This window comes from Salmonella sp. SA15303, assembly GCF_029962125.1.
GTDB classification, from domain to species: Bacteria; Pseudomonadota; Gammaproteobacteria; order Enterobacterales; family Enterobacteriaceae; genus Salmonella; species Salmonella enterica.
Genome location: NZ_CP123924.1, coordinates 435,197 through 448,171, shown reverse-complemented (window position 1 = coordinate 448,171; position 12,975 = coordinate 435,197). Strand labels below are relative to the sequence as shown.

The following is a 12,975-nucleotide window of genomic DNA, read 5'->3' as shown; positions in this document are numbered from 1 at the left end:
CCCTACCTTACTTGCGGAACGGGAAGTCAAAGGCAGCCAGCAGAGCACGGCCTTCTTCGTCAGATTTCGCAGTAGTGGTAATGGTAATATCCAAACCACGAACGCGGTCGACTTTATCGTAGTCGATTTCTGGGAAGATGATCTGCTCACGGACACCCATGCTGTAGTTACCACGACCGTCGAATGACTTAGCGGACAAGCCACGGAAGTCACGGATACGAGGAACAGCAATAGTGATCAGGCGCTCAAAGAACTCCCACATGCGTTCGCCACGCAGAGTTACTTTACAGCCGATCGGATAGCCCTGACGGATTTTGAAGCCTGCAACAGATTTGCGTGCTTTGGTGATCAACGGTTTTTGACCGGAGATTGCTGTCAGGTCTGCTGCTGCGTTATCCAGCAGTTTCTTGTCAGCGATCGCTTCACCAACACCCATGTTCAGGGTGATCTTCTCGACCCGAGGGACTTGCATGACAGAATTGTAGTTAAACTCAGTCATGAGTTTGTTAACTACTTCGTCTTTGTAGTAATCATGCAGTTTCGCCATCGTACTACTCCAAATTACTTGATAGTTTCGCTGTTAGACTTGAAGAAACGGACTTTTTTGCCGTCTTCGAATCTAAAGCCTACACGGTCAGCCTTGCCGGTTGCCGCATTGAAGATTGCAACGTTAGAAACCTGAATTGCAGCTTCTTTTTCAACGATGCCGCCCGGTTGGTTCAGAGCCGGAACCGGCTTCTGGTGTTTCTTAACCAGGTTGATACCTTCAACAATGACCTTGCCGGAAGACAGGACATTCTTAACTTTACCGCGTTTACCTTTATCTTTACCGGTTAACACGATAACTTCGTCATCACGACGGATTTTCGCTGCCATGATTCGCTCCTTAGAGTACTTCTGGTGCCAGAGAGATAATTTTCATGAACTTCTCGTTACGAAGTTCACGAGTTACCGGCCCAAAAATACGCGTACCGATAGGCTGCTCGCTGTTATTGTTTAAAATAACGCATGCATTACCATCGAAGCGAATGACAGAACCGTCCGGGCGACGAACACCCTTCTTGGTGCGCACCACTACCGCCTTCAGCACATCACCTTTTTTGACCTTACCACGCGGAATCGCTTCTTTGATGGTGATCTTAATGATGTCGCCTACGCCTGCGTAGCGACGGTGCGAGCCACCCAGAACCTTGATACACATTACGCGACGTGCACCGGAGTTGTCGGCGACGTTCAGCATAGTCTGTTCTTGGATCATTTTAGTGCTCCGCTAATGTCAACTACTACTGAGACCCGAAAATCAGGTCGTTAAAAAAACCCCATATCGAGGGCGCGGCATTATAACACCGCAAATCAGATATGGGTAGAAAAAATAAACGGCCCATCGCTGAGCCGTTTATTCGTTGAGAATGCGTACTGTATTACAGAACCGCTTTCTCTACAACGCGAACCAGAGTCCAGGATTTGGTCTTGGACAGCGGACGGCATTCGCGGATTTCAACCACGTCGCCGATACCGCATTCGTTGTTCTCGTCATGTACGTGCATTTTGGTCGTACGCTTGATGAATTTACCGTAGATCGGGTGTTTCACAAAACGTTCGATAGCAACAACAATGGATTTCTCCATTTTGTCGCTAACCACGCGACCTTGCAGAGTACGGATTTTATCGGTCATTACGCACCCGCCTTCTCAGTCAGTAAAGTCTTAACGCGTGCGACATCACGACGCACTTGCTTCAACAGGTGAGACTGTTGCAGCTGGCCACTTGCAGCCTGCATACGCAGGTTGAACTGCTCACGCAGCAGGTTCAGTAGCTCGGTGTTCAGCTCTTCAACGCTCTTCTCACGCAGCTCTTTTGCTTTCATTACATCACCGTCTTAGTTACAAAGGTGGTTTTAATCGGCAGTTTCGCTGCTGCCAGCTTGAATGCTTCACGGGCCAGCTCTTCCGGTACGCCGTCCATTTCATACAGGACTTTACCCGGCTGAATCAAGGCAACCCAATACTCCACGTTACCTTTACCTTTACCCATACGCACTGCCAGCGGCTTTTCAGTGATCGGTTTGTCCGGGAATACACGGATCCAGATCTTACCTTGACGCTTAACTGCACGGGTCATAGCACGACGTGCTGCTTCGATCTGACGGGCAGTCAGACGACCACGGCCAACAGCTTTCAGGCCGAAGCTGCCGAAGCTAACATCCGCGCCTGCAGCCAGACCACGGTTGCGGCCTTTGTGCATTTTACGGAATTTTGTACGCTTTGGTTGTAACATCAGCGACGCTCCTTATTTACGGCCTTTACGCTGCTGCTTTTTCGGTTGAGCAGCCGGTTTTTCCGGTTGTTCAACAGCAGCCATACCACCCAGGATCTCGCCTTTGAAGATCCACACTTTAACGCCGATTACACCATAAGTGGTGTGCGCTTCAGAGGTGTTGTAGTCGATGTCAGCACGCAGAGTGTGCAGCGGTACGCGACCTTCGCGGTACCATTCGGTACGTGCGATTTCCGCGCCGCCCAGACGGCCGCTAACTTCAACTTTGATACCTTTAGCGCCCAGACGCATGGCGTTCTGTACAGCACGCTTCATCGCACGACGGAACATAACGCGACGTTCCAGCTGAGAAGTGATGCTGTCAGCAACCAGTTTAGCGTCCAGTTCAGGTTTACGAACTTCGGCGATGTTGATCTGTGCAGGAACGCCAGCGATATCCGCTACGACCTTACGCAGTTTTTCTACGTCTTCACCTTTTTTACCGATAACGATACCCGGGCGAGCGGTGTGAATAGTCACACGGATGCTCTTAGCCGGACGCTCGATAACGATACGAGATACAGACGCTTTAGCCAGTTCCTTCGTCAGGTACTGACGTACTTTAAAATCGCTGTCCAGGTTGTCAGCGAATTCTTTGGTGTTCGCAAACCAGGTAGAGTTCCATGGTTTTACAATACCCAGGCGAATACCATTAGGATGTACTTTCTGACCCATTGCTAGTCTCCAGAGTCTCAGCGATCGGACACAACCACAGTGATGTGGCTGGTGCGCTTCAGGATGCGATCTGCACGACCTTTTGCACGCGGCATAATGCGCTTCATGCTCGGGCCTTCGTCTACGAAAATTTTCGTAACTTTCAGATCGTCAATGTCAGCGCCATCGTTGTGTTCAGCGTTAGCAATGGCAGATTCCAGAACTTTCTTGACCAGTACAGCCGCTTTCTTGTTGGTGTAGGTCAGAATATCCAGAGCCTGCGACACTTTCTTACCGCGAATCAGGTCAGCAACAAGGCGAACCTTCTGAGCAGAAGAACGAGCATGGCGATGTTTAGCGATAGTTTCCATCTCTTCCTCCTACCTTATTTCTTCTTCGCTTTTTTATCAGCAGCGTGGCCGCGATAAGTACGAGTCGGTGCGAATTCACCCAGTTTGTGACCGACCATTTCGTCGGAAACAAATACCGGAACGTGCTGACGACCATTATGGACAGCGATGGTCAAACCGATCATGTTAGGAAAGATCGTTGAACGACGGGACCAGGTGCGCAGGGGCTTCTTGTCTCCGCTTTCCACCGCTTTCTCTACCTTCTTCAGCAAGTGCAGGTCAATAAAAGGACCTTTCTTGAGAGAACGTGGCATGGCTTATCCTCTAAAATTATTTGCTACGGCGACGTACGATGAATTTATCAGTACGCTTGTTGCTGCGGGTCTTCTTACCTTTGGTCTGAACGCCCCACGGAGTTACCGGGTGCTTACCAAAGTTACGACCTTCACCACCACCATGTGGGTGGTCTACTGGGTTCATCGCAGTACCGCGAACGGTAGGACGAACGCCACGCCAGCGTGCAGCACCTGCTTTACCCAGAACGCGCAGCATATGCTCAGCATTGCCAACTTCGCCCAGGGTTGCACGGCAGTCTGCTTCGACTTTACGCATTTCACCAGAACGCAGACGCAGGGTGACATAAGCGCCATCGCGAGCAACGATCTGAACGTAAGTACCAGCGGAACGTGCCAGCTGACCGCCTTTACCTGGTTTCATTTCTACGTTATGAACGGTAGAACCAACCGGGATATTGCGCATCGGCAGGGTGTTGCCTGCTTTGATTGCAGCATCAACGCCAGACTGAATCTGGTCGCCAGCTTTCAGGCCTTTCGGGGCCAGGATGTAACGGCGTTCGCCGTCTTTGTACAGAACCAGCGCGATGTTCGCGGAACGGTTCGGATCGTACTCAAGACGTTCAACAACTGCCGGGATACCGTCTTTGTTGCGTTTGAAGTCAACAATACGATAAGCCTGTTTGTGACCACCACCGATATGACGAGTGGTGATACGGCCATTGTTGTTACGACCACCGGATTTGCTGTTTTTTTCAACCAGCGGAGCAAAAGGTTTGCCCTTGTGCAGCTCTGGGTTGACCACTTTAACGACGTGGCGACGACCCGGAGATGTCGGTTTACATTTAACAACTGCCATTGTATTACTCCTCCGACTTACTCAGCGCCGCCGACGAAGTCCAGATTCTGGCCTTCTTTCAGGGTGACGTAAGCTTTTTTCCAGTCGCTACGACGACCGATACGCTGTCCGTGACGTTTAACTTTCCCTTTAACTACCAGGGTGTTAACGACTTCGACTTCGACTTCAAACAGTTTCTGCACAGCAGCTTTGATTTCTGCTTTGGTCGCGTCTTTAGCAACTTTGAGAACGATGGTGTTGGTTTTTTCCATCGCAGTAGACGCTTTTTCAGAAACGTGCGGTGCGCGCAGCACCTTCAGCAGACGTTCTTCACGAATCATGCCAGCATCTCCTCAACTTGCTTAACAGCATCAGCAGTCATTACGACTTTGTCGAAGGCGATCAGGCTAACCGGGTCGATACCAGTCGCATCGCGTACGTCAACCTTGTGCAGGTTACGTGCGGCCAGGAACAGGTTCTCGTCCAGCTCACCGGTGATGATCAGCACATCTTCCAGAGCCATGTCTTTCAGTTTCTGTGCCAGCAGCTTAGTTTTCGGCGCTTCTACAGAGAACTTCTCGACAACGATCAGACGATCCTGACGTACCAGTTCGGACAGGATGCTTTTCAGCGCGCCGCGGTACATCTTCTTGTTAACTTTTTGACTGTGGTCCTGCGGACGAGCAGCGAAGGTCACGCCACCGGAACGCCAGATCGGGCTCTTGATAGAACCTGAACGCGCACGGCCAGTGCCTTTCTGGCGCCACGGTTTTTTACCGGAACCAGTTACTTCAGCACGAGTCTTCTGAGCACGAGTACCCTGACGAGCACCAGCTGCATAAGCAACAACAACCTGGTGAACCAGCGCTTCGTTGAAATCACGACCGAAGGTAGTTTCGGAAACAGTCAGCGCGCTCTGCGCGTCTTTCAATACTAATTCCATTGCTATCCCCTTACGCCTTCACAGCTGGTTTAACGATCAGGTCGCAACCGGTTGCACCCGGAACACCACCCTTAACCAGCAGCAGGTTGCGCTCAGCGTCAACGCGTACTACGTCAAGGCTCTGAACGGTTACGCGCTCATTACCCATCTGACCTGCCATTTTCTTGCCTTTGAACACTTTGCCCGGAGTCTGGTTCTGACCGATAGAACCCGGAACGCGGTGAGACAAGGAGTTACCGTGAGTAGCGTCCTGGGTACGGAAGTTCCAGCGCTTAACGGTACCAGCGAAACCTTTACCTTTAGAGGTACCGGTTACGTCAACTTTTTTAACGTCAGCAAACAGTTCAACGCTGATGCTCTGACCTACGGTGTATTCTTCGCCTTCAGCCAGACGGAATTCCCACAGACCACGGCCAGCTTCTACGCCAGCTTTAGCAAAGTGACCCGCTTCCGGCTTGGTGACACGGTTAGCTTTTTTAGCACCCGTAGTAACCTGAACAGCGCGGTAGCCATCGTTAGCCAGGTCTTTAACCTGAGTAACACGGTTTGCTTCAACTTCGATTACGGTTACTGGGATAGAGACGCCATCTTCAGTGAAGATGCGGGTCATACCCACTTTTTTACCGACTAAACCAATCATTGTATCAACCTCTCAATCGCTCGATGACCTGATTAACCCAGGCTGATCTGCACGTCTACACCGGCAGCCAGGTCCAGACGCATCAGAGCATCAACGGTTTTCTCGGTTGGCTCAACGATGTCAACCAGACGCTTGTGAGTGCGAATTTCGTACTGATCGCGCGCATCTTTGTTAACGTGCGGAGAGATCAGAACGGTAAAGCGCTCTTTGCGGGTCGGCAGCGGGATCGGACCGCGAACCTGCGCACCAGTGCGCTTGGCAGTCTCGACGATTTCCGCGGTTGATTGATCGATCAGACGATGATCAAACGCTTTCAGGCGGATACGGATTCTTTGGTTCTGCATGAGACCAGAGCTCCAATTATTTTATAAACGAAAATGATTACTCCTCACACCCATTACGATTGATGGGAGAGTGTAACCGTTCTTACGTAGCTCCCCGATTGGGAGCATTGTTAAATAGCCAAATCGGCTATTCGAGGTTCAAATCGAACCTGCCGTCAATTACGACAAGCCCGCGCATTATACGTAAATCTCAGCCTGACGCAAGTGTCGGATAGAAATTAAGCGCTTTATTCTTATGCGAGCACGATTCCAGATGGTACGCATGGGATGGCGACGCGCATCTTTTCTTTGGAAGGCATCAGGCAAACCTGGCAATACGTCGTTGTCGCTGTCGCATAAATCTATAAAGGTGAGCGCAAGCCTTGACGAGGATTTGCTTATGTTTGTTGCCCTCCCCTTTCTCATTTTTTATGCGTCGTTCTCTTTATTACTTGGCATATACGACGCGCGTACCGGTCTGCTGCCTGACCGGTTTACTTGTCCATTGCTGTGGGGTGGTCTGCTTTATCACCAGATTTGCCTGCCGGAGCGTTTACCGGATGCGCTTTGGGGCGCTATCGCCGGCTATGGCGGATTCGCGTTAATTTACTGGGGCTATCGCCTGCGTTATCAGAAAGAGGGGCTTGGATATGGCGACGTCAAGTACCTCGCTGCCTTAGGGGCGTGGCATTGTTGGGAAACACTGCCGTTACTGGTTTTCCTTGCCGCTATGTTGGCCTGTGGCGGGTTTGGCGTCGCGCTACTGGTGAGAGGTAAATCGGCATTAATAAACCCGCTACCTTTTGGGCCATGGCTGGCGGTGGCGGGTTTCATAACAGGTTGGAAAGTTTTCTTTCCAGACGGTTAATCGGTAACCTTAATTTGTGATTGCAGATAATTTTGCATACCAAGTTTGGCAATCAAATCCAACTCAGTTTCCAGCCAGTCGATGTGGCCTTCCTCGTCGGCAAGAATTTCAATCATCATATCCCGGCTGACATAATCATGAACGCTATCGGCATAGGCTATTGCCTCACGTAGATCTTTTGCGCCTTCCAGTTCGAGCCGGAGATCCGATCGTAGCATCTCTTCGACATCTTCACCGATGCCCAGCTTGCCCAGATCCTGTAGGTTCGGTATGCCTTCCAGAAATAAAATACGCTCAATATACTTATCAGCGTGTTTCATCTCATCAATGGATTCATGGTACTCAACATCATTAAGCCGGGTCAGCCCCCAGTTTTTGAACATACGGGCATGAAGAAAATACTGATTAATTGCGACAAGCTCATTTCCCAATAGTTTATTGAGATAATTTATGATTTTAACATCACCTTTCATTTTATAGTCCCTCCGCTTCCACTCTCTAGAGCGTAGATGGGGCTACAGGGATGTCAAAAAAAAGAGTGTGACTCAGGCGATCTCTTTAAATTCCGGCATTTGCGTTAACTCATCCTGCATCACTTCTCGCGCGGCGCGAATACACTTACCACATTGATTTCCCACAGGAATAAATTTACGCAACTGTTGAAATGACTGTGGATGAAATTGTCGTACAGCCTGGCGGATTTTTTTATCGCTTATACCATTACACAAACAAACGTACATGATCGCTCCCGTTCAATTTCCGCACAAAGTGTAAATGAGAATGGTTATGATTACAATAGCACAAAGCGATTTACGCCACGGGAGAAGCGTTAAAAAGGGTGAATAAATATAACAGCGGCTAAATAGCAGGCAACAAAAAGGGCGCCGAAGCGCCCTCTTCAATTCAAAACTAATTAACGAGTAATTAGCCCAGAACTTTAGCAACAACGCCCGCGCCAACGGTACGGCCGCCTTCACGGATTGCGAAACGCAGACCGTCGTCCATCGCGATCGGGTGGATCAGGGTAACAACCATTTTGATGTTGTCGCCCGGCATTACCATCTCTACGCCTTCCGGCAGTTCGATGGTACCAGTCACGTCAGTAGTACGGAAGTAGAACTGCGGACGGTAGCCTTTGAAGAACGGAGTATGACGGCCGCCTTCATCTTTGGACAGAATGTACACTTCAGATTCGAACTTGGTGTGCGGCTTGATGGTGCCCGGCTTAGCCAGTACCTGACCACGTTCGATTTCTTCACGTTTGATACCACGCAGCAGAACACCTACGTTCTCACCGGCACGGCCTTCGTCCAGCAGTTTGCGGAACATTTCAACGCCAGTACAGGTAGACTTCTGAGTCTCTTTGATACCAACGATTTCAACTTCTTCGCCCACTTTGATGATACCGCGCTCTACACGACCGGTAACAACGGTACCACGACCGGAGATGGAGAATACGTCTTCGATCGGCAGCAGGAACGGCTTGTCAATCGCACGCTCTGGTTCCGGAATATAAGAATCCAGGAAGCCAGCCAGTTCGATGATTTTCGCTTCCCACTCTGCGTCGCCTTCCAGCGCTTTCAGAGCAGAACCACGAACGATCGGAGTGTCGTCGCCCGGGAAGTCGTACTGAGACAGCAGTTCGCGAACTTCCATCTCAACCAGTTCCAGCAGCTCTTCGTCATCAACCATGTCGCATTTGTTCAGGAACACGATGATGTACGGAACGCCTACCTGACGACCCAGCAGGATGTGCTCACGGGTCTGCGGCATCGGGCCGTCAGTCGCAGCAACAACCAGGATCGCGCCGTCCATCTGAGCAGCACCGGTGATCATGTTTTTAACATAGTCAGCGTGCCCCGGGCAGTCTACGTGTGCGTAGTGGCGGGTCGGGGTATCGTATTCAACGTGAGAAGTGTTGATGGTGATACCACGCGCTTTTTCTTCCGGCGCGTTATCGATCTGGTCGAATGCGCGAGCGGCACCGCCGTAGGTTTTAGCCAGTACGGTAGTAATGGCAGCGGTCAGCGTTGTTTTACCATGGTCAACGTGGCCGATAGTACCGACGTTAACGTGCGGTTTTGTACGTTCAAATTTTTCTTTAGACACGGCTATATTCCTTACTATAGCGCTCTCCCCTTCAGGAGAGAGCACGGGATTTTGGTTTTTAACCCTGCGGCTTATTTACCACGGGCTTCGATTACGGCCTGAGCAACGTTGTTCGGCGCATCATCATACTTCAGGAATTCCATAGTGTACGATGCGCGACCTTTGGTCAGAGAACGCAGCTGAGTTGCATATCCGAACATTTCAGACAGCGGTACTTCAGCGTGGATCTTAACGCCTGTAACTTCAGATTCCTGACCTTTGAGCATACCACGACGGCGGCTAAGGTCGCCGATAACGTCACCGGTATTCTCTTCAGGTGTTTCTACTTCAACCTTCATGATCGGCTCAAGCAGAACTGGTTTTGCTTTCTTAAAGCCTTCTTTAAAGGCGATAGACGCAGCCAGTTTAAACGCCAGCTCAGAGGAGTCAACGTCATGGTAAGAACCGAAGTGCAGACGCACACCGAGATCAACTACCGGATAACCAGCCAGCGGGCCAGATTTCAGCTGCTCCTGGATGCCTTTATCAACGGCCGGGATGTATTCGCCAGGAATTACACCACCTTTGATGTCGTTGATGAACTCGTAACCTTTCGGGTTAGAGCCCGGCTCCAGCGGGTACATGTCGATAACAACATGACCATACTGACCGCGACCACCAGACTGTTTCGCGTGTTTACCTTCGATGTCGGTAACTTTCGCGCGAATCGCTTCGCGGTAAGCAACCTGAGGTTTACCCACGTTAGCTTCAACGTTGAATTCACGCTTCATACGGTCAACGATGATATCCAGGTGAAGTTCACCCATACCAGCGATGATGGTCTGGTTAGATTCTTCATCAGTCCATACGCGGAATGACGGGTCTTCTTTCGCCAGACGGCCCAGAGCCAGACCCATTTTTTCCTGGTCAGCTTTGGTTTTCGGTTCTACCGCGATGGAGATTACCGGCTCAGGGAATTCCATACGTTCCAGAATGATCGGGTTTTCCGGATCACACAGGGTGTCACCGGTAGTCACGTCTTTCAGGCCGATAGCAGCCGCGATGTCGCCCGCGCGAACTTCTTTGATCTCTTCACGTTTGTTGGCGTGCATCTGAACGATACGACCGAAACGCTCACGTGCGGTTTTCACGGAGTTCAGTACGGTATCACCAGAGTTAACCACACCGGAGTACACACGGAAGAAGGTCAGGTTACCCACAAACGGGTCGGTAGCGATTTTGAACGCCAGCGCAGAGAACGGCTCGTCGTCGCTTGCGTGACGCTCAGCCGGAGTATCTTTACCGTCGTCCAGAATACCGTTGATCGCAGGTACGTCTACCGGGGATGGCAGGTAATCAATTACCGCATCCAGCATCGCCTGAACACCTTTGTTCTTGAATGCAGAACCACAGGTTACCAGGATGATTTCGTTGTTCAGAACGCGCTGACGCAGAGCTTGTTTGATCTCTTCTTCAGTCAGTTCTTCACCACCCAGGTATTTTTCCATCAGCTCTTCAGAAGCTTCTGCGGCGGACTCGATCAGGTTCTGGTGCCATTCGTTAGCCAGGTCCTGCATGTCAGCCGGGATATCTTCGTATTCGAAGGTAACGCCCTGGTCGGCATCGTTCCAGTTGATGGCTTTCATTTTCACCAGGTCAACAACGCCGGTGAAACCTTCTTCAGCACCAATTGCCAGCTGCAGCGGAACCGGGTTCGCGCCCAGACGGGTTTTGATCTGACCAACAACTTTCAGGAAGTTCGCGCCCATGCGGTCCATTTTGTTAACGAACGCAATACGCGGAACTTTGTATTTGTTTGCCTGACGCCATACGGTTTCAGACTGCGGCTGAACACCACCAACTGCGCAGTAAACCATTACCGCACCATCGAGAACACGCATGGAACGTTCTACTTCGATAGTGAAGTCAACGTGCCCCGGGGTGTCGATGATGTTGATGCGATGCGGTTCATACTGCTTAGCCATACCAGACCAGAATGCAGTAGTCGCTGCGGAGGTGATAGTAATACCACGCTCCTGCTCCTGCTCCATCCAGTCCATGGTAGCTGCGCCGTCATGAACTTCACCGATTTTGTGGTTTACACCGGTGTAGAACAGAATACGTTCGGTAGTAGTGGTTTTACCGGCGTCGATGTGCGCACTGATACCGATATTACGGTAGCGTGCGATGGGTGTTGTACGAGCCATTTGATTCCTCGTTGATATCTTTAGGCGTTCAGTTAAGTTATCCAAAACGGGCGACTTACCTGAAGCGCCCGCCTGGTGACTATGACTCCGAAGGGATTACCAACGGTAGTGTGCGAACGCCTTGTTGGCTTCTGCCATACGGTGAACGTCTTCACGTTTCTTAACTGCAGTACCTTTGTTGTCTGCAGCATCAGAAAGTTCGTTCGCCAGGCGCAGAGCCATGGATTTATCACCGCGTTTACGAGCAGCTTCTACGATCCAACGCATTGCCAGAGCATTACGACGGACCGGACGGACTTCAACTGGTACCTGATAAGTAGAACCACCTACACGGCGGGATTTAACTTCTACAGTCGGGCGAACGTTTTCGAGAGCGACTTCGAAAGCTTCCAGTTCAGATTTACCAGAACGCTGAGCCAGGGTCTCCAGCGCGCTGTATACGATTGATTCTGCAGTAGATTTTTTACCATCTACCATCAGGATATTGACAAATTTAGCCAGCAGTTCTGATCCGAACTTCGGATCCGGCAGAATTTTACGCTGACCAATGACGCGACGACGTGGCATGGAAATACTCCGTTGTTAATTCAGGATTGTCCAAAACTCTACGAGTTTAGTTTGACATTAATTTAAAACGTTTGGCCTTACTTAACGGAGAACCATTAAGCCTTAGGACGCTTCACGCCGTACTTAGAACGAGCTTGCTTACGGTCTTTAACGCCGGAGCAGTCAAGCGCGCCACGAACGGTGTGGTAACGAACACCCGGGAGGTCTTTAACACGACCGCCACGGATCAGGATCACGGAGTGCTCCTGCAGGTTGTGACCTTCACCACCGATGTAGGAAGTCACTTCAAAACCGTTAGTCAGACGAACACGGCAAACTTTACGCAGTGCGGAGTTCGGTTTTTTAGGAGTGGTAGTATATACACGAGTACATACGCCACGTTTTTGCGGGCATGCTTCCAGCGCAGGCACGTTGCTTTTCGCAACTTTGCGAGCACGTGGTTTGCGTACCAGCTGGTTAACTGTTGCCATTAAATAGCTCCTGGTTTTAGCTTTTGCTTCGTAAACACGTAATAAAACGCCCTCACACAATATGAGGACGCCGAATTTTAGGGCGGTGTCGAAAAGGTGTCAAGAAATATACAACGATCCCGCCATCACCAGGCCATCTGGTTGGCATACTTAACCGTGAGTCTGACAAACTCAGTATAGTCAACCCTGACGACACTGTCTGAAATTTGACCACCCAGGCCGCGGGCGTCAATGTCTTCTTTCAAGGCATAGACCGTTATGGGGGCATCGCGCAGACTTTCAAGGAAGCGGTTACCTTCAATCGCGACGGTAACGCCATCCTGGAGCAGCAAAAGCGCATCGCCCTCTTTTAGCAGGCGCAGCAAAGCGGGAAAATCAACGCTCGAAGCGCAATGAGGTAAGGTATGCAGCATAAACG

Annotated in this window: 22 protein-coding genes; 1 reads left to right on the top strand and 21 read right to left on the bottom strand. The window is 50.6% G+C overall.

The window, feature by feature from the left end; genetic code table 11:
* Window positions 1-7: 7 nt before the first annotated feature.
* The 14 genes from rplE to rpsJ all read right to left on the bottom strand — a co-directional run bounded on the left by rplE (window position 8) and on the right by rpsJ (window position 6,378).
* Window positions 8-547 carry a 50S ribosomal protein L5 gene (rplE, locus tag QEN31_RS02075; RefSeq protein WP_001096206.1) on the bottom strand — a complete coding sequence of 180 codons (540 nt, stop codon included), beginning with the start codon at window positions 545-547 and terminating at the stop codon, window positions 8-10.
* Between the two features lie 14 nt (window positions 548-561).
* The gene (gene rplX, locus QEN31_RS02070; protein ID WP_000729185.1) at window positions 562-876 is read right to left on the bottom strand and encodes a 50S ribosomal protein L24; all 315 of its coding nucleotides are present in this window, start codon (window positions 874-876) and stop codon (window positions 562-564) included.
* Window positions 877-886: 10 nt separating this feature from the next.
* Window positions 887-1,258 (bottom strand): 50S ribosomal protein L14, encoded by a 372-nt coding sequence (gene rplN / locus QEN31_RS02065; RefSeq protein WP_000613954.1) that lies wholly within the window; start codon window positions 1,256-1,258, stop codon window positions 887-889.
* Window positions 1,259-1,421: 163 nt separating this feature from the next.
* Entirely contained in the window at window positions 1,422-1,676 is a 255-nt protein-coding gene (gene rpsQ, locus QEN31_RS02060) for a 30S ribosomal protein S17 (protein WP_000130101.1), read from the bottom strand.
* The gene (gene rpmC / locus QEN31_RS02055; protein WP_000644742.1) at window positions 1,676-1,867 is read right to left on the bottom strand and encodes a 50S ribosomal protein L29; all 192 of its coding nucleotides are present in this window, start codon (window positions 1,865-1,867) and stop codon (window positions 1,676-1,678) included. The genes rpsQ and rpmC overlap by 1 nt, the downstream gene beginning before the upstream one ends.
* Window positions 1,867-2,277: a 50S ribosomal protein L16 gene (gene rplP, locus QEN31_RS02050; RefSeq protein ID WP_000941208.1), complete on the bottom strand. Its 411-nt coding sequence runs from the start codon at window positions 2,275-2,277 to the stop codon at window positions 1,867-1,869. The genes rpmC and rplP overlap by 1 nt, the downstream gene beginning before the upstream one ends.
* A 12-nt stretch (window positions 2,278-2,289) precedes the next feature.
* On the bottom strand, window positions 2,290-2,991 hold the full coding sequence (gene rpsC / locus QEN31_RS02045; RefSeq protein WP_000529945.1) for a 30S ribosomal protein S3: 702 nt from the start codon (window positions 2,989-2,991) through the stop codon (window positions 2,290-2,292).
* Between the two features lie 17 nt (window positions 2,992-3,008).
* The gene (rplV, locus tag QEN31_RS02040; protein WP_000447529.1) at window positions 3,009-3,341 is read right to left on the bottom strand and encodes a 50S ribosomal protein L22; all 333 of its coding nucleotides are present in this window, start codon (window positions 3,339-3,341) and stop codon (window positions 3,009-3,011) included.
* A 14-nt stretch (window positions 3,342-3,355) separates the two neighbouring features.
* Window positions 3,356-3,634 carry a 30S ribosomal protein S19 gene (gene rpsS, locus QEN31_RS02035; protein WP_001138115.1) on the bottom strand — a complete coding sequence of 93 codons (279 nt, stop codon included), beginning with the start codon at window positions 3,632-3,634 and terminating at the stop codon, window positions 3,356-3,358.
* 16 nt (window positions 3,635-3,650) lie between these two features.
* Complete coding sequence (gene rplB / locus QEN31_RS02030) at window positions 3,651-4,472, bottom strand: 50S ribosomal protein L2 (protein WP_000301869.1); 822 nt, start codon at window positions 4,470-4,472, stop codon at window positions 3,651-3,653.
* Window positions 4,473-4,489: 17 nt separating this feature from the next.
* On the bottom strand, window positions 4,490-4,792 hold the full coding sequence (gene rplW / locus QEN31_RS02025; protein ID WP_000617546.1) for a 50S ribosomal protein L23: 303 nt from the start codon (window positions 4,790-4,792) through the stop codon (window positions 4,490-4,492).
* Window positions 4,789-5,394: a 50S ribosomal protein L4 gene (rplD, locus tag QEN31_RS02020; RefSeq protein ID WP_000424395.1), complete on the bottom strand. Its 606-nt coding sequence runs from the start codon at window positions 5,392-5,394 to the stop codon at window positions 4,789-4,791. Before rplD ends, rplW begins: the two co-directional genes overlap by 4 nt.
* Window positions 5,395-5,404: 10 nt before the next feature.
* Window positions 5,405-6,034, bottom strand: a complete 630-nt coding sequence (gene rplC, locus QEN31_RS02015) for a 50S ribosomal protein L3 (protein ID WP_000579838.1) — start codon at window positions 6,032-6,034, stop codon at window positions 5,405-5,407.
* Window positions 6,035-6,066: 32 nt separating this feature from the next.
* Window positions 6,067-6,378 carry a 30S ribosomal protein S10 gene (rpsJ, locus tag QEN31_RS02010; protein WP_001181005.1) on the bottom strand — a complete coding sequence of 104 codons (312 nt, stop codon included), beginning with the start codon at window positions 6,376-6,378 and terminating at the stop codon, window positions 6,067-6,069.
* Between the two features lie 379 nt (window positions 6,379-6,757).
* Here rpsJ and hopD point away from each other — a divergent pair, with 379 nt between their 5' ends.
* Window positions 6,758-7,225: a prepilin peptidase gene (gene hopD / locus QEN31_RS02005; protein WP_000495848.1), complete on the top strand. Its 468-nt coding sequence runs from the start codon at window positions 6,758-6,760 to the stop codon at window positions 7,223-7,225.
* On the opposite strand, the gene bfr is transcribed toward hopD, so the two are convergent.
* The 7 genes from bfr to tusB all read right to left on the bottom strand — a co-directional run bounded on the left by bfr (window position 7,222) and on the right by tusB (window position 12,970).
* Window positions 7,222-7,698, bottom strand: a complete 477-nt coding sequence (gene bfr, locus QEN31_RS02000; protein ID WP_000675530.1) for a bacterioferritin — start codon at window positions 7,696-7,698, stop codon at window positions 7,222-7,224. The genes hopD and bfr overlap by 4 nt on opposite strands.
* Window positions 7,699-7,770: 72 nt before the next feature.
* Window positions 7,771-7,965 (bottom strand): bacterioferritin-associated ferredoxin, encoded by a 195-nt coding sequence (gene bfd / locus QEN31_RS01995; RefSeq protein ID WP_000289082.1) that lies wholly within the window; start codon window positions 7,963-7,965, stop codon window positions 7,771-7,773.
* Window positions 7,966-8,149: 184 nt separating this feature from the next.
* Window positions 8,150-9,334: an elongation factor Tu gene (gene tuf, locus QEN31_RS01990; protein ID WP_000031748.1), complete on the bottom strand. Its 1,185-nt coding sequence runs from the start codon at window positions 9,332-9,334 to the stop codon at window positions 8,150-8,152.
* Window positions 9,335-9,405: 71 nt separating this feature from the next.
* Entirely contained in the window at window positions 9,406-11,520 is a 2,115-nt protein-coding gene (gene fusA / locus QEN31_RS01985) for an elongation factor G (RefSeq protein WP_000124693.1), read from the bottom strand.
* A gap of 96 nt (window positions 11,521-11,616) precedes the next feature.
* Window positions 11,617-12,087 (bottom strand): 30S ribosomal protein S7, encoded by a 471-nt coding sequence (gene rpsG / locus QEN31_RS01980; RefSeq protein ID WP_001138042.1) that lies wholly within the window; start codon window positions 12,085-12,087, stop codon window positions 11,617-11,619.
* Window positions 12,088-12,182: 95 nt separating this feature from the next.
* On the bottom strand, window positions 12,183-12,557 hold the full coding sequence (gene rpsL, locus QEN31_RS01975; protein ID WP_000246815.1) for a 30S ribosomal protein S12: 375 nt from the start codon (window positions 12,555-12,557) through the stop codon (window positions 12,183-12,185).
* A 125-nt stretch (window positions 12,558-12,682) separates the two neighbouring features.
* Complete coding sequence (tusB, locus tag QEN31_RS01970; protein ID WP_000903400.1) at window positions 12,683-12,970, bottom strand: sulfurtransferase complex subunit TusB; 288 nt, start codon at window positions 12,968-12,970, stop codon at window positions 12,683-12,685.
* Window positions 12,971-12,975 lie beyond the last annotated feature (5 nt).